Here is a 20,657-nt window from a genome sequence, read left to right on the forward strand (position 1 = left end):
GTGATCAGCACCTGGATAAGTATAAAGTTTTGTTACAAAAGATTGACAACTCTGTCGGTCAGCCCCTTTTCTCCCAGAACCACTTTCAGTTCTGAGCAGCTGGCTACCTTTTCCAATACCTCCAGCTCGCGCAGGCGCATAAGGGTCGGGTTGCTTTCCAACAACTTGGCTGTATTGGACTGGCTACGCATAGCTGCGGTTTCCTCTCGGCGAATAATAAGGTTGGCCTCAGCTAGCTTTCGGGCCTCAATAACTTTGTTCATCAGTTCCTTCATCTCGCCCGGCAGGATGAGATCACGAATACCAATACCGATGACCCTTACACCAAATTCAGATGTACGACGGCACAGCGCCTGTTCCATTTCTCCGGCCAAACGTTCTTTCCCCTCCAGCAACCCATCCAGCTCATAGCTCCCGACTATGGCCCGAAGGGTCAACTGGAATTCTCTATACAGAGATTGGGAAAGGTTCTCAACTGCAGTTACCGACAGGTGCGGATCGGTCACCTGGTAAGTCACCTGGGCATTTAGGCGTAACGTGACTTTATCCCTGCTCATGATCTCCTGCCCTCCCACATCCAGCACAGTTTCCCGAAGGTCAATCTGCTTGAGATGGACTTTGCCCATCTGTTTCCAGAAGAGGTAGCGCCCGGGCTTAAGGGTCTGCACATATTCTCCATCCTTGAAATAAACTGCTGCCCAACCTTCCTCTACCACGACATTCTCAAGCAGCTCGGAAGAAGAAGGGGAGCTCAAAATTGCATTCATATCCTTATGGTTGAATTGAACCGTGCGTGCATCCACTACCTCGGTTCTGATCTCCTTAAATTTGCTCCAGAGTGCGTGGAGACCGGGACCAAGGATACGGTCAAAGCGACCATCTATCCAGACCAGCGCACGTTCGTAATCCTTGAGGTCCACAACCAGAGCTTCATTCCCCAGGGTACCCGACTTTACGATGAGGTCTAGTGCTTCATGATGTAGCCAGGGACTCCGCTGGGAAACAACATCCACCCGGACTGCGTTAGTCGGATCCCAAAACCAATGCTGCCCTTGTCCCAGTAACCCTTTAAATTCATGATCTTTGAAGTGTAATCCTTTTTCATGGGAATGAACCTTTACATAGCCAATTCCGTACATGGTGAACCTCCACGAGTTAAGTACATTGATAACAATAACAGTTGCCGTCAGGGGGCGAGGCAATTCCTGGGCCGCACTGGATACGCGGGGCAACGTTTGAGCCGGTGGCGAGGTTTCATTATTCAGATGCGGAGGGAACCATCATTTCTGACATGGCGGCTGTCGCGTATGATTGGTATCCGCTTCCTTTTCATGATGACTGCTCACCTGCGAAATTCGTTTGCCGCAAGGCGCATTAACAGCGCTGATCTCCGGCAGTTACTAAACCGGTTTGCCTAAGTGTGACTCGCCCCCTTCGGGCATTGGTGTACCGCCTAAGCGGTGAAGACGGGTTAATAGCCCGTTGCTGGAGCAGGACTCGAACCTGCAACGCCCGTGCATTACACGGTGCTCTACCATTGAGCTAACCAGACGCTGTCATAACCTTCGTTAGAATCCGGTTAGGTACACATAACTCTGACCGCATTGTTCTTTAAATGTCGGAAAGTAATGTGCCGTCGGCCTGGTCATGACTGCGTGTTTAATATCCTATATACAACTGCCATGCCAGCGGCCTAGTATTTAGTGCTTGTTTTATATAATTGTATGTAATTGCTATTGTTTATTTCGAAGTTGATCGTCATCATCATACGATAGTGGTAAATCGCCAGGTGCTATGTTATAAATTTATATAAAATTGTATAGGATTTTATATGAACAAGAATGTGGTTATCGGCCTGTTGGGGCCTGTTTTGGATAGTGGGAAAGAACCCAAGCGGTGGGAACGGTGGCGACCAACGGTATCAGTTTGTCAGCACGAAGAGCTTCTCGTGCATCGCTTTGACCTTATCTACCAGCGTCGTTATGCATCGCTGCTTAAAAGTGTTATTGCCGATATCCGGCAGGTCTCACCTGAGACCGAAGTCGTTCCTCATTGCATTGAGTTCCGTGATCCCTGGGACTTTGAGGAGGTTTTTGCTGCGCTGCACGACTTTGCCAGAGGATATGCTTTTGACACGGAGCAGGAAACGTATCTGGTACACATCACTACCGGGACTCATGTGGCCCAGATCTGCATGTTTCTCCTTACTGAGGCCCATTATTTCCCGGCCAAACTGATCCAGACCGGTCCAACGAATCAGCCTGAGCAGAAGGTGGCCGGCAACTACACTATCATTGATCTGGATCTCTCAAAATATGACCGGATCGCTACCCGCTTTAACCAGGAGAAGCGGGATGACATATCATTTCTCAAGTCAGGTATTGAGACACGCAGTCCACGTTTTAATGCACTGATAGAACAGATTGAACGGGTTGCCATAAACTCGGTGGACCCGATTTTATTGATGGGGCCCACGGGTGCGGGCAAGTCTCAATTGGCACGCAGGATTTTTGAGCTCAAAAAGGCCCGTCGTCAGGTTTCCGGTCTGTTTGTTGAGGTTAACTGTGCTACTTTGCGTGGAGATGGTGCCATGTCGGCACTTTTTGGCCATCGTCGCGGGGCGTTTACCGGCGCCATTCAGGATCGTCACGGGCTGTTGCAGTCGGCTGATAAAGGCATGTTGTTTCTCGACGAGATTGGTGAGCTTGGGCTTGATGAACAGGCAATGTTGCTACGGGCGATTGAGGAGCATCGTTTCCTTCCTATTGGCTCTGATACCGAGGCCCAAAGTGATTTTCAACTTCTCTGCGGTACGAACCGGGATCTTGGACAGGAGGTTGCAAAGGGGCGCTTCCGGGGTGATCTGCTTGCACGTATCAATCTTTGGACCTTTTGTTTGCCCGGGCTGGCAGAACGGACTGAGGATATTGAACCTAACCTGGAGTACGAACTGGAGTGTTTTGCGGAGAAAAACGGTAACCGTGTCAGCTTTAACCAGCAGGCCAAGAGGCGGTTTCTTGCATTTGCCATAGGCCCTGAAGCCCGTTGGTCAGCAAACTTTCGTGATCTGAACGGTGCGGTTAAAAGGATGGCGACCCTGGCTCCGGCGGGACGGATAACCGTTGAGGTGGTAGAAGAAGAGATTCAGAGGCTGCGCAATTCCTGGCGAGACAAGGCTGACGATCCGGGCCGTTCCCTGCTTAGAGAGGTATTGGGTGAGGAGTCAGCAGCAGAGTTGGATAGTTTTGAGCAAGTTCAGCTTGCCGAGGTTGTGCGCGTTTGCAGAAGTGTCGCCACACTCTCTGGGGCAGGACGCAAGCTGTTCTCCGTTTCACGGCAAGGGAAAAAAAGTAGCAACGATGCTGACCGGTTACGAAAGTACCTGGCGCGGTTCAATCTTGATTGGGATAGAGTAAGGCAAGGTTCAATAATGTCCTGATTGTCGTCGTGCCACTGAAAGATGTGCGAGCACAGCTGTTTTCTCGCTCCAACGACCTGTACAAAAGAACAAAACTAACTTTGAAAGCATCGGGGTAACAATTCATGCAATACCTGCTCTGCTTTGTTTTGTTGATGGTAAGTACTGCTGCCCATGCAGCCGACACAGAGCCCGAAAACCTGCTTGCCTTGGTGAATCGGGCCAGAGCAGAGGCACGTACCTGTGGTGAGAGGCAGTACGATGCCGTATCGCCGTTGACGGCAAACGCAGCTCTACAGGCTGCTGCCCAGGGACACGCTGCAGACCTGGCGGCCCGTAATGAACTAAGCCATACGGGAGCCAATGGCAGCAAGCTGTCTGACCGGGTGAAGCAGCAAGGCTATACGTATCGTCGTGTTGGTGAAAACGTGATCAGAAGTCCATTTGGTGTCCAATCAGCCATGAAAAGCTGGTTGAAAAGTCCCGGCCACTGCGCCAATATCATGGCCCCTGATTTTACCGAATTTGGCGCTGCTTTTGAAGGGCTCTACGGCGTACAGGTATTCGGGAGAGCTAAATAAAAGGCTACTGCAGCTAGTCAGGTGACGGGATGGATCTGTTTGACGAAGAGCCACTTCCCGCAAAGTACTTACCTTCAAGCCAAGCACAGTGCTGATGGAGGCACTAATGGCGAACATGCGGCGGCATGATTCGCAAGGTCAGAACTTGCAATGTTTCATAGAGGCTGGTTAACGTGGCCACTACTATGTCTTTAAAGCAATTCCAACACCAACTCAATTTTATTGCCACAACTGCCATCATTGAGTACATTGATAGCAACGCAATCAATGGAGGCATCTCATGGCCAGCCTTACAATCAGAAATCTTGATGAATCATTAAAGACTAAACTTCGCCTGCAGTCGGCACAACATGGTTGTTCCATGGAGGCTGAGGTGCGCAACATCCTGCGTCAGGTTCTCTTGCCCTCCTCAGCGCCAGCTGATTTTGCTGCCCGCATTAATCAACGTTTTACAGGGCTTGATGCAGATGTCCTGCCAATTCCTGAACGCCAGGAAACACGTACACCGCCGGACACGGATCTATAGCCATGAATGGTATTATTCTGGATACCAATGTGCTGTCTGAGCTGATGCGGGCGCAACCAGATCCCATGGTATTAAGCTGGTTTTCAGGTCAAACAGATGCACAGTTTTATACAACCGCCATTACCAAGGCCGAGATTTTATTGGGAATAGCCTTGCTGCCTGTCGGCAAGCGCCGGGATATGCTTGCAGATGCGGCTGAAAAGATGTTTCAGGAGGATTTCTCAGGCAACTGCCTAGCGTTTGATGAATCCACTACAGTTCTTTATGCTACCGTTGTTGCAAACCGCCGAAGGTCTGGTTTTTCAATGACAACCGAAGATGCCCAGATTGCCGCGATAGCCTTGAGTCACAACCTGCCGCTTGCCACCAGGAACACCAAAGACTTCCTGCATATTGATGGACTAATACTTTACAATCCCTGGGCACGGCAATAATCAGGTGATCACCCTTGGCCTCGAACCCCTTCTTCAAAACATCATAGAGTCTGATTGCCGTGGCTGGCTTATCCCACAGACCTTTTGCACGGCATGGTGTACAAGTAGCAGAGGATGTGGTATAAATTTTCGCTTTTATAGCTTTAGATTCTACGCAGTGAAGGAACTCCCATGCAGGAACAGGTAATGCAGAAGGTTGCAGTTAATATTGAAGATGAGATGAAGCGCTCCTACATGGATTATGCCATGTCGGTTATTGTTGGCCGGGCACTGCCGGATGTACGGGATGGACTCAAGCCGGTACACCGCCGCTGTCTGTACGCAATGAACGATATGGGTAACGACTATAACAAGCCCTATAAAAAGTCGGCCAGGGTCGTCGGTGATGTTATCGGTAAGTACCACCCCCACGGTGACACTGCGGTGTATGACACCATTGTCAGGATGGCACAGGATTTTTCGCTGCGCTACCTGTTGGTGGATGGTCAGGGTAACTTTGGTTCGGTGGATGGCGATAGCCCGGCAGCCATGCGGTATACCGAGATCAGGATGAAGCAGCTGACCCATGAGCTGCTGGCTGATCTGGAAAAAGAGACCGTCCCGTTTACCCCCAACTATGATGAATCCCTCTATGAGCCGTCTGTGTTGCCAGCCAAGTTTCCCAACCTGCTGGTCAACGGTTCATCGGGTATTGCGGTCGGCATGGCCACCAATATCCCACCCCACAACCTGGGTGAGATCATTGATGCCATCATTGCATTGATCCACAATCCAGCCCTTTCCTATGAAGAGCTGCTGGAGCTGGTACCGGGTCCTGATTTTCCCACCGGCGGCACCATCTATGGCCGCCAGGGTATTATTGATGCCTACTCAACCGGACGTGGCATCATTCAGGTTCGTGCCAAGGCCCATGTTGAGAACAGCAAGAAGCACGATCGCGAGTCTATTGTCGTCACCGAGATCCCCTATCAGGTCAACAAGGCTCGCCTGATCACCAGTATTGCCGAGCTGGTCAAGGAAAAGAAGATCGAGGGAATTTCAGATCTGCGGGATGAATCTGACCGTGATGGTATGCGGATCGTGGTGGATCTGAAAAAGGACGAAAATGCCGAGGTGCTGCTGAATCAGCTCTATAAGCATACCCAGATGCAGACCTCCTTCGGCATCAACATGCTGGCCATTGTCCACAACCGTCCCAAGCTGATGTCCCTGGCTGAGATGATGCACTACTTCATTGAGCACCGCCGTGAGATGGTTACCAAGCGGACCCTGTTTGAGCTGAAAAAGGCTGAGGCCCGCGCCCATATCCTGGAAGGTCTCAAGATCGCGCTGGACTGGCTGGATGCGGTGATCGAGCTGATCCGTGAATCCAAGACCCCGCCAGAGGCAAAGCTGGGCCTGATGGAAGGACGTTTTGCAGACCCTGATTACCTCCAGCGACTGGACCTGCCCCGCCCTGCTGGCTATGAGAAGGCGGTCCAGCTGTCGGAAATTCAGGCCCAGGCCATTCTGGAGATGCGTCTGCAGCGCCTGACCGGTCTGGAACGGGACAAGATCATTGCAGAGTACGAAGATATCCTGCGTCTGATCGCCCGTTTGAAGGAGATCCTGGGGTCAGATGCCGAGATCATGAAGATTATTGTGGGTGAGCTGACCGATATCAAGGAGCGTTTTGGTGACAAGCGCCGCACCGATATCGTGCTTCAGACTGCCGATATCTCCCTGGAAGATACCATTGAAGATGCCGAGATGGTGGTCACGGTCTCCCACACCGGCTATATCAAGCGCAGTGCGGTTGATCTGTACCGCGCCCAGCGTCGGGGCGGCAAGGGTAAGACCGGCATGAAGACCCGCGAAGAGGATTTTGTGGAGCAGCTCTTCATCGCCTCCACCAAAGACTTCCTGCTGTTCTTCTCCGACATGGGGCGGGTTTACCGGATCAAGGTCTATGAGATCCCGGAAGGCAGCCGTACCACCAAGGGCAAGGCGGTGGTGAACCTGGTCAATGTACAGGAAGGCGAGAAGATCACGGCGATTATGCCGGTCAAGGATCTGAACCGCGAAGACCTGTACCTGCTGATGGCAACCCGCAACGGCGTGGTCAAGAAGACCCCGCTGGTGGAGTATCTGAACATCCGTACCACCGGTATCAATGCGGTTAATCTTGATGAAGGGGATAAGTTGATTTCCGTTGCCCTGACCGATGGCCAGAAGGATGTCTTCCTGGCCTCCCGCCATGGCAAGGCGATCCGTTTCCCTGAAGCAGATGCCCGCCCCATGGGCCGGGTTACCCGTGGTGTACGGGGTATGAACCTTGAGGCGCGGGATGAGGTGATCGGTATGGAGGTGGTTGATCCAACGGCAACCGGTTCCACCATCTTTACCCTGACCGAGAACGGGTTTGGCAAGCGGACCGATCTTGATGAGTATCGCGGCCAATCACGTGGCGGCAAAGGCTTGATCACCATCAAGACCACCACCCGTAACGGTCTGGTGGTCGGCGTGATGCAGGTTAATGATGAAAACCAGCTGATGGTCATCACTGACCAGGGCAAGATCCTGCGGGTGCCGGTGGCTGGCTTCTCGGTGATTGGCCGTAATACCCAGGGTGTCAGGGTGATGGTCACTGAAGAGCAGGAAAAGATCGTTGCCGTGGCCAAACTGGCTGAGCGGGATGATGACGAAGGTCTGGAGCCGGAAGGTGAAGAAGAAGCCTGAGCCGATGGAGCTGACAGCAGTTACCCGTCTGCGCACGGTTGATACCAGCTATCGTGAACGGCGGCGGATCATCCGGTTGCTTGACTTTCTGACCCGTGATCAGTTGACCCGCGACCAGTTGGAGCGGATCGGTCGCCGTTTGCAAAAATCGGGTCGTCGTGCCTTGCCGCCGCTGGTACGGCGGCTCTGGCGTGAGCAGGACCATGAACGGCTCTATCGCTATACCTGTATGCTGGACTTTTTTGATGCCACCTCCTGGCTGGACCAGCTGGTGGCGTTAACTCTTAAACGTCGTGATCTTGCTGATGAAGGCAGGTTACCGCTGCTGGAAATCCTGCAGGATTACGGTGTTGATGTCTCCTCCCCGCCTTTTTCCCGCGATGATGTAAGCAGTGCCACCCTGAACAGCTTTCTTGACCTCTGTCTGCAGGAAGGGGCCTGGGGTATGGTCCGTTTTATGGACCGTTTCCTGAATGCGGATGAGGTGCTGCGGGATCAGTTGATCCGTCGGCTTGGCAATCGGACTGATCATGGCGCTGAATCAGCGGCGTTGCTGCGTATGCTGGCCTATTTTGAGTATAGCGAAGTGGCAACTCTGGCGGTGGAAAGCCTGGGTACCCTGCGCCATGGCTGCGCTGTAACGGTACTGCAGTCACTAACGCATCTGACCGTTGAAGGGCTTGAGGAACAGGTGAACCGCAGTATCCGGCGGCTGGCATTCCTTGGCATTACTCAGCCTGAACCATTAGGCGCGCTGTTTGCAGAACCGGCCGCCCTAATTACCGCACAGGCTGCTCCGTTGGATTGCTACGGGGTACGTACGGTCTGGTTTTCCTGGGAGATTGCTGATGGCAGTCTGGCTGGTCTGGTGCTGCAGCTGGGGGAACATGACGGGGTACGCCATGCTGTGGCATCTCGTTTCCAGAACCGGCGTGAGCATGACGACTATCTGGATGAAGTTAACGCAGAAGAGGGTCTGTTTCCGGTTGGCCTACCCTATGTTATCAACTTGTTGCGGGATGCCATGCTGCAGAGCATAGAGCGCAGTTTCTATCTGCCGCCTGACCTGTATGCCTGCCGCTACCTGCTTGGGGAAACCGACCTGCGTCCTGCTGATTATGTGCCGGGTTTTCCGGTTGAACTGCTTGATGGCTTGATTGAGCGGATGGCCTCGCTGCTGGCAGGCTGCGAAGAGCTGCTGGATGAACCGTTTTTTGAGGGTTGGCTCTTTACTGATCCACTGATTTACGAACTTGCTGAACAGTGCGGAACCGTTCCGCTGGGCAGTTGTTCTGAAGAGACGCAACAGCTGGTGATTGAGCGTTTCTGTACTGAATTGATCGAACCGGATAAACCGGCTTTGTTGCGTCGGCTGCTGTTAACCGCAGACTTTATGGTGCAGACCGATTGCCGCAAACGATCGGTTCAAAAGGTCTTGGCCCTTGGGCTGAGTCTGGCAGGATCAGCACTATCGCTGAGCCGTCATCCGTTTATCAGTCGATTGGGATTTGACAGCATTGAGATGGCTCGACAGGCACTGGTTGAAGGGTTCGACCCGCGTAAAAATCTTGCCTACGATGATGATGAGGAGTGGGAATGAAGATCGGGGTGATCGGAGCAGGTAGCTGGGGTACTGCCCTGGCCAATGTGGTTGCTGCAAACGGCCATGAGACAACACTGTGGGCCTATGAGCCGGAACTGGTTGCCGGAATGTCTGCAACCAGAATCAATCATCTCTTTTTACCCGGTATTGAGCTGCACCGCGGCTTACAGTACACCGGCAGCCTTTCAGAGGCGGTACAGGGTGCAGAGCTGGTGCTGCTGGTAACCCCTACCCAGGTCATGCGCGGTGTGCTTGCCAGTCTGCAGACCGAGATTGATTCATCAGCGGTGCTGGCAAGTGCTTCAAAAGGGATTGAGCTGGGCACCCTCTGTACGGTATCCCAGATCTGCAGTCAGGTGCTTGGTGAGGCAGCAGAGCAACGTTTTGTTGCCCTGTCCGGCCCCACCTTTGCCAAAGAGGTGGCGCTGGGGTTGCCTTCCCTGATTGTTGCCGGATCAACCAATCAAGTCGCTGCTCATACGGTTCAGGCTGCCTTCAGTAATCCGGTCTTTCGGGTCTATACCAGTGATGATGCCATCGGAGTTGAGCTAGGGGGTGCAGTTAAGAACGTGATCGCCATTGCAGCCGGTATCAGTGATGGCCTGGGATTTGGTCATAACACCCGGGCAGCCCTGATTACCCGTGGTCTGGCAGAGATGAAACGTCTGGGGCGGGCCATGGGGGCGCAGGATGCAACCTTTGCCGGTCTGGCTGGCATGGGAGATCTGGTGCTGACCTGTACCGGTGATCTCTCCCGAAACCGTACCGTAGGGGTCAAGCTGGGGCAGGGACAGACGCTGGAGGCGATCATGGCAGAAATGCGGATGGTGGCTGAAGGGGTTAAGTCTGCTGAATCAGTTAATGCCCTGGCCCAGCGTCTTGAGGTAGAGATGCCGATTACCCAGAAGGTCTATGAAATCCTTTATGGTAATAAACCGGCCCGGCAGGCTGTGCTGGAGCTGATGTCACGTGATCTGAAACCTGAACAGGCCTGAGTAGCCCGTACTTTGGCCTGTTGTTTGCCTGATTCAGTCAGCAGCCCTGCATCCTGCAGCAGGTCTACAACTGTCCATATCCCACCAGCAACTACAATCACCCCACCCATAAAAACCATCGGTTCCATAGTACGCCTCCTTTTGCTTTAGGAGACGATACCATAGGGCTATGACACAATATGTCCTTTTGGGAATCTACTGATCAGCTTTGCTGCAAAATCAGGGCTCGCCCTGCTCTGCATCGCCTGAAAGCAGCACAATATCTACCCGCCGATTCTTGGCGCGACCTTCAGCGGTGGTGTTTTCTGTTGTGGGACGGAACTCACCGTACCCGGTGGCAGACAGCTTGCCTGGTTCAACGTCGTAATTTTTCTGCAGGTAGCGTAGCACATTGGTGGCGCGGGAGACCGAAAGCTCCCAGTTGGAAGGGAATACAGGGGTACTGATCGGTATATTGTCGGTATGGCCTTCAACCCGTAATGGGTTGGAATATTCGGTCATCGCCTCAAGGATCGTGTTTAACAACTGATAGCCGGCCGGCTTGATGACTGCAGAGCCTGAATCAAAAAAACCAGCCTCTTTCAGACTGACTACCAGACCGCGCCGGGTAATTCCGATGGTAACCTTGTTTTGGGCGCCATGTTTAATCAGGTAGGCCTCAATGGCTGACTGGATCTCTTTAAACTCTTTTTCTTCTGCCTTGCCTTTACCGCGCCCTTTATCCATACCGCCCTGTCTGGGGCCAGCGGGAGGCATCTTGTTAATCATCGGGATTACGGCCATTTCAGGCTTTATGGCAGGTATCGGCTTGATATCCTGAGACTGCAGCACCCCTTTTTGACCAGCAGCAGCCTGGGTGGAATAGCCGAAGGACTCCCGCATGGAAGCTGCCACCTCCTCAACCTTTTTCTTATCGGTCTGGGACATGGCATACATGGTGACGAACACGGCAAACAGCAGGGTGATGAAGTCTGCGTAGGAAACCAGCCAGCGTTCGTGGTTCGCATGCTTTTCAGGTTCTTTTTTCAGCGCCACTCAGCAGGCTCCTAGTGTTCTTCACCGGCAAAGGCCTTCAGCTTTTGCTCGATAAAGTGGGGGTTTTCACCGTTTTGGATTGCGATCAGACCCTCAACGATCATAACCCGCCGCAGCACTTCTTCCTTCATCCGGATCTTGATTTTAGAGCCGATCGGCAGACAGATAATGTTGGCGGTCATCAGGCCGTAGATGGTGGCAACGAAGGCGGCCGCAATACCGGCTCCCAGTTTTGAGGTATCAGACAAGTTACCCATAACGTGGATCAGACCGAGCACGGCACCGATAATACCGATGGTGGGGGAGTAACCGCCAGCTGCCTCAAAAAACTCAACCGAGTGTTTTTTATGATCCTCGTAGGCCATGATTTCGGCCTCAAGGGTTTCACGGAGTTTCTGGGGATCAATACCGTCAACCACCAGTGAGATCCCCTTTTTGATAAAAGGATCTTTGGCGTTCTGAGCTTCCTGCTCCAGGGATATCAGGCCGTTACGGCGGGCCTTGGTGGCATAGCCGATGATATCTTTGACCACCGCTTCCGGGTCAACCTTTGGGGGTAGGAAGGCGGTCTTGATGTCCTTGAATCCGTTGATACAGGCTTTAAGCGGAAAAGAGATAAAAACGGCACCAAAGGTACCGCCAAGCACGATCATGGCTGAGGTGGGAGAGATCAGGGCGCCAATATGCACCCCTTCCAGCACGGCACCACCAAATACAGCACCAAAGCCGAGAATAATACCAATAATTGTTGCTAAATCCATAGATCAGGTGTCCTGGCGGTGGAGTGGTTGTAGTGCTGCTTTGGTGTTGGCGTTAAGAAAATGCTCACTCTCGCTACGATGATACTGAGCGTTGCGCTGCCGCCGCAAGTAGGCACGACCGTTGGGAACTGCAACGGAACGTCGCAGAATCTTGGTTCTAAAGGCGATGATCCGGTTCAAAATAACCTGACAATGTTCCCTCACCAGAAAATGATGGCCGTTAAACAGGGTAATAACGGTGTCAGGGGTCTCTTCTACACTGACGATATGGTCAGGGTTTAAAAACATTACTTGTCGGTCAAGGCGGGTGACCAAGATCATATCGATCCTTTGAGTTAATTTTTCGCTAACAATATCAAACAACTGGATCTGGTCAAGCTTTTTCGGCGGATCAAGCGGCAGGCGTCATAGACAATCAGGTCAGCATGGCGTCTATCGCATCAAAACTTATATACTTTTCGGCAATTGAGTTAATAAGTTCAATCTTTTCCGTATCGTCAGGCCCTATTTTTGAAACATGCTCTCGCAGGCGGTAATAGACCTGTGAGGTGGTATCTTCGATTCTGATGTACGGTATGTTGCTATCCTCCAGGATTCGTTGCGTAATGTCGGAGATTGGTGCATGGCCGGCTACAATCAGCCCTGCCAGGCGTTGGCGGAATTCCGGGATATGGTGTAGGGATGAGGCGGTTACGATCAGTTCATCACGGGAACTGGTCACAATCAGCAGGGTTGATTCCTCCAGGCTGTCAATCACCCGCTGGGATGAGGCTGCCCCCAGCTGGATCGTGTGACAGATCCGGCTGCGATCAGTCGGGTCGCCATGCAGTGGTAGCTCAAGCAGTTCACCAACATGCTGCAGGGTCGGGTCAGCCAGAATGGGAGAATAGTCAAAGGCGCTGCTGACCAGCAGATCCTGGCTTTGAAACGCCTTGGTCAGATAGGCCATTGATCGCTCCCGTTTTTCCGGCACCAGTTTGTTGGCCATGATGACCCGTACCTTGGCCTGTTCCCGGGCATACAGGGCCAGGTTCAGTTCCACTGCGTCGATCACATTGCCGATCCCGCCGCCGGTTACCATCAGCACCGGAGCGCCCAGCATGGCAGCCACCTGGGCGTTGTTCACCCCCACCACTGAACCGACACCGCCGTGCCCGGCTCCTTCAATGATCAGAAAATCAAGATGTTGTTCCAGTTCTGCACAGGCCTTGAGAATCGCCTGACGCGGTGCCTGTGGATCAACCTTGCCATCCAGAAACTGGCGGGTTGAGCCAGGGGTCAGGGTCATGGGGGACATCAGATGGGCAAACTCATCCATGCCAAAGACACTGGAAAACATGGCGGCATCCTTGTCCATGGTCAGGCCGCGGTACTGGATACATTTGGGGCCGATCGGTTTCATAAAACCGACACGACGGTATTTTTGACGGGCCAGATGCATCAAAGAGAGCGAGATGGTGGTCTTACCGCAATGCTGGCCGGTTGCACCGATAAAGATTTTTTTACACATGCTTGATCCCTCCCGGAGTTGGTGGGTCCTGAAGCTCACACAAATTCATATAGCGGTCACGTCCATTGTGAAAGCGGATAATGCGAATGCCCATACCGCTCTTTTTTACCAGATGAAACAGGTTCTGAGGCACCCGCTTGGCCCACATCACCCGTGCATCAAAACTGATCGGCTGCTCATCAAGCAGCAACTCGACCCTGAGCACGGTATTGGGGTTACAGACATTAGCGGTCTTGATAAACATACCCATAGGTGAAAGATCCTCTGTAAAGGCCCTTCTGCTTCCTTCAGCATCTGTACCAAAACAAAGGGCAATCCGCTTCCGTTTCCGGGCTGTAATCCGTGTGCCTGCCATACGTAGTTATCCTCCGATCTGCTAAGATATTCATAAGCATACCACAGTATTAAAAAACCGCATCTTTCTCCCCCAGAGTGCTGCTGCACAGGGGAGAATACCGTTGACAATTAATGGCTAATCCACTAGGTTTGGCCCAGTTCTTTATGATTAACCATCTGAACCGCTAGGGGAGTTTCGACTGAGAGCAGCAACTGGCTGCGACCCTTGGAACCTGATCCGGGTAATTCCGGCGTAGGGAAGCGGACGATTTTGAGAAGTGTATCAAATTCCGAATCGCCGCCCCTGTAGCTACAGAGGCGGCTTTTTTTATTGCAGGAGGAAACGGTTATGCAGGTGAGTATCAATGGAGAAATACGGCAGCTTGTCGATGGCTGCACCGTCAGGCAGATGCTGGAAGAGTTGCAGATTAAGGCTACACGGGTGGCGGTAGAGCTGAACCTGGAGATCGTTCCCAAGGCAGATTTCGCCGAGCGGACCCTACAGGATGGGGACAAAATCGAGATAGTCCACTTTGTAGGGGGAGGATAGCGAGGCCCATCGTGATTGATTTTTCACTCTATCTGATTACTGATCGTAATCAGACCGCAGGCAGACCGCTTTTGGACGTGGTTGAGGCTGCGCTTGAAGGTGGTGTGCGGGCAGTACAGCTGCGGGAAAAGGATTTGACCCCGGCTGAGTTGTACGAACTGGCCTGGGAAATGAGGGCGCTGACCAGCCGCTATGATGCCCGTTTGCTGATCAATGAGCGGATTGATATTGCCCTGGCTGTTGAGGCTGATGGTGTCCAGCTGGGGGTCAATTCCCTGCCGGTCACGGCAGCCAGGCGGATCGCACCTGATCTGTTGATCGGCTACTCCAGTCACGGGGTAGGTGAGGCTGTAGCAGCCCTGGCCAAGGGGGCAGATTTTGTCACCTTTGGCCCGGTCTTTCCAACACCTTCCAAGGCCACCTATGGTGAGCCGGTGGGGTTGGGAGAGCTGGGACGGGTTTGTCGGCAGGCGGTCGGTGATCTGGTTTTTGCCCTGGGTGGGATTAAACGCGAAACTATAGAACAGGTAACCGCTGCCGGCTGTTACCGGGTGGCGTTGATCTCGGATATTCTGGCTGCGCCAGATCCCGCTGCAGCTGCCGAGGCATTCCGGCGCGGACTGCAATAAGTTTAAACTCTGGGTAACTATTCAGTAGTAATGCAACAGTTCCAACTACCAAAGACATTTTTACAGGGATAAAAAGGATGAACAGGATAAAACCATCTAAACCAGGTTCCCTGATCTGATTTTTTGATTGTATCCGCTTGTATCCCTTGTATCCCTGTTACATTGCTTATTTGCTGAATAGTCACAACTTTGGGCTCAGAGCCCGCTACTGAAAGGTACAGATATGGATGAACTTATTATTGCTGGCCGTTCTTTCCGCTCCCGCTTAATGGTGGGTACCGGGAAATTTTCTTCCAACGCTGAAATGGCCGCCACCATCGCTGCTTCCGGTGCTGAAATCGTGACGGTTGCTCTGCGCCGTGTCAATATTGACGACCGCCAGGATGATTTACTCAATCATATTGACCGTACAACATGCCTGCTTCTGCCTAACACCAGTGGTGCCCGTGATGCCGAAGAGGCCATCCGACTCGCCCGTCTGTCCAAAGCCGCTGGCTGTGATCCCTGGATCAAGTTGGAGGTCACGCCCGATCCTTACTATTTGTTGCCTGATCCTGTCGAAACCTTAAAAGCAGCAAAAATATTGGTCAAAGAGGGTTTCATCGTGCTGCCCTATATCAACGCTGATCCCGTACTAGCCAAGCACCTGCAAGAGGTAGGCGTTGCTACCGTCATGCCTCTGGGCGCCCCCATCGGCTCAAATAAAGGACTAAAAACACGGGACAGCATAGCCATAATTATCGAGCAAGCAATCGTGCCGGTGGTTGTTGATGCTGGTTTGGGAGCACCATCACATGCCGCCGAAGCAATGGAACTCGGGGCCGACGCCGTAATGGTCAACACGGCCATTTCTGTTGCCGGTAATCCGGCCCTCATGGCGACTGCCTTTAGCCAGGCTGTTATTGCCGGACGGAATGGGTATCTGGCAGGGCTCGGCAAAGAACAACACAAAGCCGTCGCATCCAGCCCACTCACCGGCTTTTTGCGCGAGGAACAATCATGAGTTTCGCAGATGAAATAGTACGTTATCCCGTAGAACAGATCCTGGAGCAGATGTCCACGACCACGGCGAGCCGCGTGGAACAAGTCCTGGCTGCCGAGCGGATAAACGAGCGTGACCTGATCACCCTGTTATCACCAGCCGCTGAACCATATATTGAAGCCATGGCGCAAAAAGCTCATCAGATAACCAGGCAGCGTTTTGGCAACACCATCCAGCTGTATACGCCGATGTATTTGTCTAACGAGTGCAACAATGGCTGTAAATACTGTGGGTTTAACGCCAAAAACAACATTCCCCGCGTCACCCTTACCCCAGCCGAGATTGAACAAGAAGCGCTGGCCATCCGTAATTACGGTTTTCGTTCAATTTTGCTCCTGACTGGTGAGCACCCCAAAAAGGCTGATAACAACTATCTGGCTGCGGCAGTAAAGCAGATAAGGCCACTCTTCAGTTCCATCAGTATTGAGGTCTACCCCATGGATACTGAAGGCTATCAGCAAATGGTTGCCGCTGGCGTTGATGGATTAACCATCTATCAGGAAACCTATGATCGTGACCTCTATAAACAGCTTCACCCCTTTGGCAAAAAAAGTGATTATACGTGGCGCATTGAGGCGCCTGACCGTGCCGGGCAAGCAGGCCTGCGGCGCATAGGTGTCGGGGCTTTACTGGGGCTTGGCCCCTTTGCAACAGAAGCATTTTACACCGGTTTTCACGCATATTACCTGGCCCGCCACTACTGGCGCAGTCAAGTCAGCATCTCCTTTCCACGTATTCGCCCTGCCGATGGCGGTTTTGCCCCCATTAACCCGGTCAGCGACAAACAACTGGTGCAGATGGTGTGTGCCATGCGCCTGCTCATCCCTGATGCCGGGCTATTCCTCTCCACCCGAGAAAATGCCAAGCTGCGCGACAGTTTAATGCGCCTTGGCATCACCCACATGAGTGCCGGATCGTGCACTGCCCCTGGTGGCCACGCCAACAAAGGGGAGCATACGGAGCAGTTTGTCATCGATGATGACCGCACACCAGAACAGATGAGTGCTATGATCCGTGCGCAAGGCTATGAAGCGGTTTGGAAAGACTGGGATAGCGCGTTTTTAAACGCAAGCGCCGTATAACGATGCACAAACAGAGCAGTGGACTTTTTGGAGCGATTGCCCCCCGGGTCAGTATCCAGCGCCTGTATGGCTTATCATCGCTTGAAATCAGGGTCGCTCCACAATGGGGTTTGAAGAATAATCAAATGTGGTATGCTGTACTGAACGGATTGAAGTATCGGGGCAGTTGGTAGGGAAGCAGGTGTTATTAGCGACCTCAGGCGATTGAGCGGTAGGAGGCACTATCATGCCCAACTGTTTGCCCCCCCGGACCTTGTTCAGTAGGGACGTGCCCCATGGTCTTCAGCAGCTTTCGACATAAGCTGATTCTTGCCTTCAGCCTGTTTATTACGGTGCTGCTGGCAGGCATTGCCTGGGGAACCTATGCCTGGTTCAAGCATCAGACCCAGCAGATGATTTTTCGAGAACAGAGTGCCATGGTCTCCTCTCTGGCCCGTGGTCTGGATGACAAGCTCCTGTCCGCTCATAATGCCTTGATTGCCGTTGCAAAGGTTGCACCTGCTGAATCAGTTACCAGGCATGCGCAGATGCAGGCTTGGCTGGATAACCGTACCGGTATCCGTTCCATCTTTAACCACGGCCTGTTTCTGTATGATCTCTCCGGTACACTTTTCGCGAACAGCCCCCGTACTCCTCAGTTAATCGGCAGTTCCTACGCCTTTCGGCCCTACTTTCAAGATACCATCAAAAGCGGCAAACCGGTTATTGCGCAGCCTTTTATCTCATCGGTCAACGGCTCTGCAGTTATCGCCATGACGGCTCCAATCCATGATCGTGAGGGGAGGATTATCGCTGTTATGGCAGGCCTGATTGACCTGCGCAATGACAGCGGCTTTTTCCACGAATTGAGCCGGGTCAGGGTTGGCAGTTCCGGCTATCTGTATCTGTTTGGGCCTGATCGGACCATTATCCTGCATCCAGATCCCAGTCGGATTATGAAGCGGGATGTGCCTAAAGGCTCCAATAAACTGTTCGACCGTGCCATTGACGGGTTTGAAGGTGCTGGCGAGACCGTAAACAGCCGAGGCAGACATTTCCTGGCTGCCTTCAAGCGCCTTCAGTCAACCAACTGGATTCTTGCTTCCAATTTCCCTATTGAAGAAGCCTACGCACCGATCACCAGTTTCAGGACAATCTACCTCTGGGGTATGGCAGCGGTTGTGCTGCTAAGCATTGCTGCAGCCTGGTTGCTGGGGCAAACCATTACCCGTGGTATTACCAGTCTGGCCGGGCAGGTGCGTAATCTGAACACGCAAACTGGAGTGGTTTCGCAGATTGAAATGCCCGGTGATGATGAGCTGAAGCTGCTTGCCGATTCGTTTAATGAGCTGCTGGAAGGGGTTGAAAAGCGGGAACAGAAGCTGCTGGATTTCTCGGTTACCATGGAGCAGAAGAATGTGGAACTGGGCATGGCACTTGCCATGGCAGAAGAGGCAACCAAGGCCAAAAGCGCCTTTCTGGCAACCATGAGTCACGAAATCCGTACCCCGATGAACGGAGTGATCGGCATGACCGGCCTGCTGCTGGACACAGAGCTGTCTGAAGAGCAGCGCAGGTATGCCGAGATTGTGCGCAGAAGTGGTGAGAACCTTCTGGATATCATCAATGATATCCTTGATTTTTCAAAGATTGAGGCGTCCCGTCTTGAGCTGGAAGAGATGCCGTTTGATCTGCGGATGACCCTGGAAGATACGGTTGAACTGCTTGCACCCCGTATCTTTGACAAGAGAGTTGAGCTGATCTGTCTGGTTGACCCGGATATTCCCTGGGAGCTGGTGGGTGATCCGGGGCGTTTGCGGCAGATCATTCTGAATCTGGCAGGCAATGCCATTAAATTCACGGAGCAGGGTGAAATTGATATCAGGGCTGATCTGGAAAGCGCTTCAGCAGATCAGATAACGATCCGTTTTTCAGTACAGGACACCGGTATCGGCATACCAGAGCATCGGCTGGAAGCGGTCTTTGCCCCCTTTACCCAGGTAGATGGTTCCACTACCCGCAAATTTGGCGGTACCGGACTGGGGTTGGCCATCAGCAGGCAGTTGGTGGAGCTGATGGGAGGAGAGATCGGGGTTACCAGTCAGGAGGGAAGAGGGTCCTGCTTCTGGTTTACAGCCAGATTGACTGCTGTGGCTGATCCATCTGATGTTGCACCACGTTTTGCGGCGATTGATAGCTTGCATCTGCTGGTGGTTGATGACAACGACACAAACCGGCAACTGTTGATAACCCTGCTTTCCGGTTGGGGCTGTCGCTACGATACCGCCAGCAACGGCTCCACAGCCTTGGGACTGCTGCAGGAATATCATGCCGCAGGTGACCCCTTTCAGGTTGTCTTGATTGACTCGATCATGCCAGAGATGAATGGAATGGCACTGGCTCAGATGATTCGACAGGGTCCGGCCTTTGCAGAGACCAAGCTGGTCTTGTTAAGCGGGTTGGGGGTCAGGGGCGAAGCGGCAGAGCTCCACCAGGCCGGTTTTGCAGCATGGTTGACCAAACCGATTCGACAGCAACAGCTCCATGACTGTCTTTCACTGCTTGCGGGTCGTACCAGTGCCCTCCAGCCGCAGGGTGATGATCTTATCACGCGCCATACGGTCCGGGAGGCGCAACGTCACAACGCCCGTATTCTACTGGCAGAGGACAACCCGGTGAATCAGGCGGTGGCCTTGGCCATGCTGCAAAAACTGGGGTATCGCGCTGATGTGGTTGCAAATGGGCAGGAAGCGATTGAGGCGCTGTCACGCATCAACTATGATTTGGTGTTGATGGATTGCCAGATGCCTGAACTGGATGGCTTTGAAGCCACCTCGCTGATTCGGAGCAGCACTACTCCTGTGTTGAACCATGGCGTGCCGGTTCTTGCCATGACCGCCAACGCCATGGCCGGAGACCGGGAACGCTGCCTCAGGGCCGGTATGGATGATTATCTGTCCAAACCGGTCAAGCAAAAGGAGCTGGAGCAGGCGCTGGACAGGTGGCTGACCACGTCTGAGAGCAGGCCGATTGTGCTGTTGGATGCCGCGCCAGCCTTGTCACCGCCGGATGCCGAGGATCAGTTGCAGCTCTTTGACGAACAGGAACTGCTGGATCGACTAGATGACAACCATCCGTTGCTGCTGGAGATCACCAGTATGGCTTGTGCTGACTTACCAGTGAGGCTGCAACAGATGCAGCAGGCGCTCATCTCAGAAGATCGGGCTGCACTCAGGCAGACTGCCCATACGATCAAGGGAATGGCGGCTAACCTGGCTGCATACCGGTTGCAGCGGGTGGCTGGCCAGCTTGAAGACAAGGCTGAAAGCGTTGATGTCCGTCAATTACGGTTGTTGGCAACGCAGGTTAATGAGCAGGTAGATACTCTGGTGGAGCTACTGCTTAAAAAAGGCTAATCGGGTCGCGCTGGCAGTACAGCAGGATGACGTACCTGGATA

General features: G+C 52.9%; 18 protein-coding genes and 1 riboswitch. Of the genes, 12 read left to right on the plus strand and 6 right to left on the minus strand.

Features of this window, described 5'->3' with window-relative positions; translation table 11 throughout:
* Positions 1–32: 32 nt before the first annotated feature.
* Positions 33–1,139 carry a slipin family protein gene (locus B5D39_RS01975; RefSeq protein WP_078788701.1) on the minus strand — a complete coding sequence of 369 codons (1,107 nt, stop codon included), beginning with the start codon at positions 1,137–1,139 and terminating at the stop codon, positions 33–35.
* A 692-nt stretch (positions 1,140–1,831) separates the two neighbouring features.
* Here B5D39_RS01975 and rtcR point away from each other — a divergent pair.
* The 7 genes from rtcR to B5D39_RS02015 all read left to right on the plus strand — a co-directional run bounded on the left by rtcR (position 1,832) and on the right by B5D39_RS02015 (position 10,275).
* Positions 1,832–3,439, plus strand: a complete 1,608-nt coding sequence (gene rtcR / locus B5D39_RS01985; protein WP_078788702.1) for an RNA repair transcriptional activator RtcR — start codon at positions 1,832–1,834, stop codon at positions 3,437–3,439.
* A gap of 104 nt (positions 3,440–3,543) precedes the next feature.
* Positions 3,544–3,999, plus strand: a complete 456-nt coding sequence (locus tag B5D39_RS01990) for a CAP domain-containing protein (protein WP_078788703.1) — start codon at positions 3,544–3,546, stop codon at positions 3,997–3,999.
* Between the two features lie 280 nt (positions 4,000–4,279).
* Positions 4,280–4,525 carry a FitA-like ribbon-helix-helix domain-containing protein gene (locus B5D39_RS01995; RefSeq protein ID WP_078788704.1) on the plus strand — a complete coding sequence of 82 codons (246 nt, stop codon included), beginning with the start codon at positions 4,280–4,282 and terminating at the stop codon, positions 4,523–4,525.
* A gap of 2 nt (positions 4,526–4,527) precedes the next feature.
* A complete protein-coding gene (locus B5D39_RS02000; RefSeq protein WP_078788705.1) occupies positions 4,528–4,959 on the plus strand; it encodes a type II toxin-antitoxin system VapC family toxin in 432 nt (143 codons plus the stop codon).
* A 171-nt stretch (positions 4,960–5,130) separates the two neighbouring features.
* A complete protein-coding gene (gene gyrA / locus B5D39_RS02005; RefSeq protein ID WP_078788706.1) occupies positions 5,131–7,677 on the plus strand; it encodes a DNA gyrase subunit A in 2,547 nt (848 codons plus the stop codon).
* Positions 7,661–9,277: a hypothetical protein gene (locus B5D39_RS02010; RefSeq protein ID WP_078788707.1), complete on the plus strand. Its 1,617-nt coding sequence runs from the start codon at positions 7,661–7,663 to the stop codon at positions 9,275–9,277. The genes gyrA and B5D39_RS02010 overlap by 17 nt, the downstream gene beginning before the upstream one ends.
* Positions 9,268–10,275 carry an NAD(P)H-dependent glycerol-3-phosphate dehydrogenase gene (locus B5D39_RS02015; RefSeq protein ID WP_161947405.1) on the plus strand — a complete coding sequence of 336 codons (1,008 nt, stop codon included), beginning with the start codon at positions 9,268–9,270 and terminating at the stop codon, positions 10,273–10,275. Before B5D39_RS02010 ends, B5D39_RS02015 begins: the two co-directional genes overlap by 10 nt.
* Positions 10,276–10,494: 219 nt before the next feature.
* Here the strand turns inward: B5D39_RS02015 and B5D39_RS02020 are convergent, their stop codons facing one another.
* The 5 genes from B5D39_RS02020 to B5D39_RS02040 form a co-directional block, all read right to left on the minus strand.
* Positions 10,495–11,310, minus strand: coding sequence for a flagellar motor protein MotB (locus B5D39_RS02020; RefSeq protein ID WP_078788709.1), 816 nt, complete (start codon positions 11,308–11,310; stop codon positions 10,495–10,497).
* Between the two features lie 11 nt (positions 11,311–11,321).
* Positions 11,322–12,071 carry a flagellar motor protein gene (locus B5D39_RS02025; protein WP_078788710.1) on the minus strand — a complete coding sequence of 250 codons (750 nt, stop codon included), beginning with the start codon at positions 12,069–12,071 and terminating at the stop codon, positions 11,322–11,324.
* Between the two features lie 3 nt (positions 12,072–12,074).
* The gene (locus tag B5D39_RS02030) at positions 12,075–12,392 is read right to left on the minus strand and encodes a flagellar FlbD family protein (protein ID WP_078788711.1); all 318 of its coding nucleotides are present in this window, start codon (positions 12,390–12,392) and stop codon (positions 12,075–12,077) included.
* A 94-nt stretch (positions 12,393–12,486) separates the two neighbouring features.
* Positions 12,487–13,581 (minus strand): AAA family ATPase, encoded by a 1,095-nt coding sequence (locus B5D39_RS02035; RefSeq protein ID WP_078788712.1) that lies wholly within the window; start codon positions 13,579–13,581, stop codon positions 12,487–12,489.
* Entirely contained in the window at positions 13,574–13,936 is a 363-nt protein-coding gene (locus B5D39_RS02040; RefSeq protein ID WP_078788713.1) for a PilZ domain-containing protein, read from the minus strand. The genes B5D39_RS02035 and B5D39_RS02040 overlap by 8 nt, the downstream gene beginning before the upstream one ends.
* Before the next feature lie 158 nt (positions 13,937–14,094).
* A riboswitch (TPP riboswitch) is annotated at positions 14,095–14,194 on the plus strand.
* Between the two features lie 72 nt (positions 14,195–14,266).
* Here B5D39_RS02040 and thiS point away from each other — a divergent pair.
* The 5 genes from thiS to B5D39_RS02065 all read left to right on the plus strand — a co-directional run bounded on the left by thiS (position 14,267) and on the right by B5D39_RS02065 (position 20,615).
* On the plus strand, positions 14,267–14,467 hold the full coding sequence (gene thiS, locus B5D39_RS02045; protein ID WP_078788714.1) for a sulfur carrier protein ThiS: 201 nt from the start codon (positions 14,267–14,269) through the stop codon (positions 14,465–14,467).
* 11 nt (positions 14,468–14,478) lie between these two features.
* The gene (gene thiE, locus B5D39_RS02050; protein ID WP_078788715.1) at positions 14,479–15,096 is read left to right on the plus strand and encodes a thiamine phosphate synthase; all 618 of its coding nucleotides are present in this window, start codon (positions 14,479–14,481) and stop codon (positions 15,094–15,096) included.
* A gap of 223 nt (positions 15,097–15,319) precedes the next feature.
* Positions 15,320–16,099 carry a thiazole synthase gene (locus B5D39_RS02055; RefSeq protein ID WP_078788716.1) on the plus strand — a complete coding sequence of 260 codons (780 nt, stop codon included), beginning with the start codon at positions 15,320–15,322 and terminating at the stop codon, positions 16,097–16,099.
* Complete coding sequence (gene thiH, locus B5D39_RS02060) at positions 16,096–17,220, plus strand: 2-iminoacetate synthase ThiH (protein ID WP_078788717.1); 1,125 nt, start codon at positions 16,096–16,098, stop codon at positions 17,218–17,220. Before B5D39_RS02055 ends, thiH begins: the two co-directional genes overlap by 4 nt.
* A gap of 275 nt (positions 17,221–17,495) precedes the next feature.
* Positions 17,496–20,615 carry a hybrid sensor histidine kinase/response regulator gene (locus B5D39_RS02065; protein ID WP_078788718.1) on the plus strand — a complete coding sequence of 1,040 codons (3,120 nt, stop codon included), beginning with the start codon at positions 17,496–17,498 and terminating at the stop codon, positions 20,613–20,615.
* Positions 20,616–20,657: the final 42 nt, after the last annotated feature.

It is taken from the genome of Trichlorobacter thiogenes (genome assembly GCF_900167465.1).
Taxonomy (GTDB): Bacteria; Desulfobacterota; Desulfuromonadia; order Geobacterales; family Pseudopelobacteraceae; genus Trichlorobacter; species Trichlorobacter thiogenes.

Excerpts from the sequence above, each read along its gene's own strand:
- B5D39_RS02035 (WP_078788712.1), bottom strand. The coding sequence starts at position 13,581 with ATGTGTAAAAAAATCTTTATCGGTGCAACCGGCCAGCATTGCGGTAAG.
- B5D39_RS02055 (WP_078788716.1), top strand. The coding sequence starts at position 15,320 with ATGGATGAACTTATTATTGCTGGCCGTTCTTTCCGCTCCCGCTTAATG.
- thiS (WP_078788714.1), top strand. The coding sequence starts at position 14,267 with ATGCAGGTGAGTATCAATGGAGAAATACGGCAGCTTGTCGATGGCTGC.
- B5D39_RS01975 (WP_078788701.1), bottom strand. The coding sequence starts at position 1,139 with ATGTACGGAATTGGCTATGTAAAGGTTCATTCCCATGAAAAAGGATTA.
- B5D39_RS02040 (WP_078788713.1), bottom strand. The coding sequence starts at position 13,936 with ATGGCAGGCACACGGATTACAGCCCGGAAACGGAAGCGGATTGCCCTT.
- B5D39_RS02065 (WP_078788718.1), top strand. The coding sequence starts at position 17,496 with ATGGTCTTCAGCAGCTTTCGACATAAGCTGATTCTTGCCTTCAGCCTG.
- gyrA (WP_078788706.1), top strand. The coding sequence starts at position 5,131 with ATGCAGGAACAGGTAATGCAGAAGGTTGCAGTTAATATTGAAGATGAG.
- rtcR (WP_078788702.1), top strand. The coding sequence starts at position 1,832 with ATGAACAAGAATGTGGTTATCGGCCTGTTGGGGCCTGTTTTGGATAGT.
- B5D39_RS02030 (WP_078788711.1), bottom strand. The coding sequence starts at position 12,392 with ATGATCTTGGTCACCCGCCTTGACCGACAAGTAATGTTTTTAAACCCT.
- B5D39_RS01995 (WP_078788704.1), top strand. The coding sequence starts at position 4,280 with ATGGCCAGCCTTACAATCAGAAATCTTGATGAATCATTAAAGACTAAA.
- thiH (WP_078788717.1), top strand. The coding sequence starts at position 16,096 with ATGAGTTTCGCAGATGAAATAGTACGTTATCCCGTAGAACAGATCCTG.
- B5D39_RS02025 (WP_078788710.1), bottom strand. The coding sequence starts at position 12,071 with ATGGATTTAGCAACAATTATTGGTATTATTCTCGGCTTTGGTGCTGTA.
- B5D39_RS01990 (WP_078788703.1), top strand. The coding sequence starts at position 3,544 with ATGCAATACCTGCTCTGCTTTGTTTTGTTGATGGTAAGTACTGCTGCC.
- B5D39_RS02000 (WP_078788705.1), top strand. The coding sequence starts at position 4,528 with ATGAATGGTATTATTCTGGATACCAATGTGCTGTCTGAGCTGATGCGG.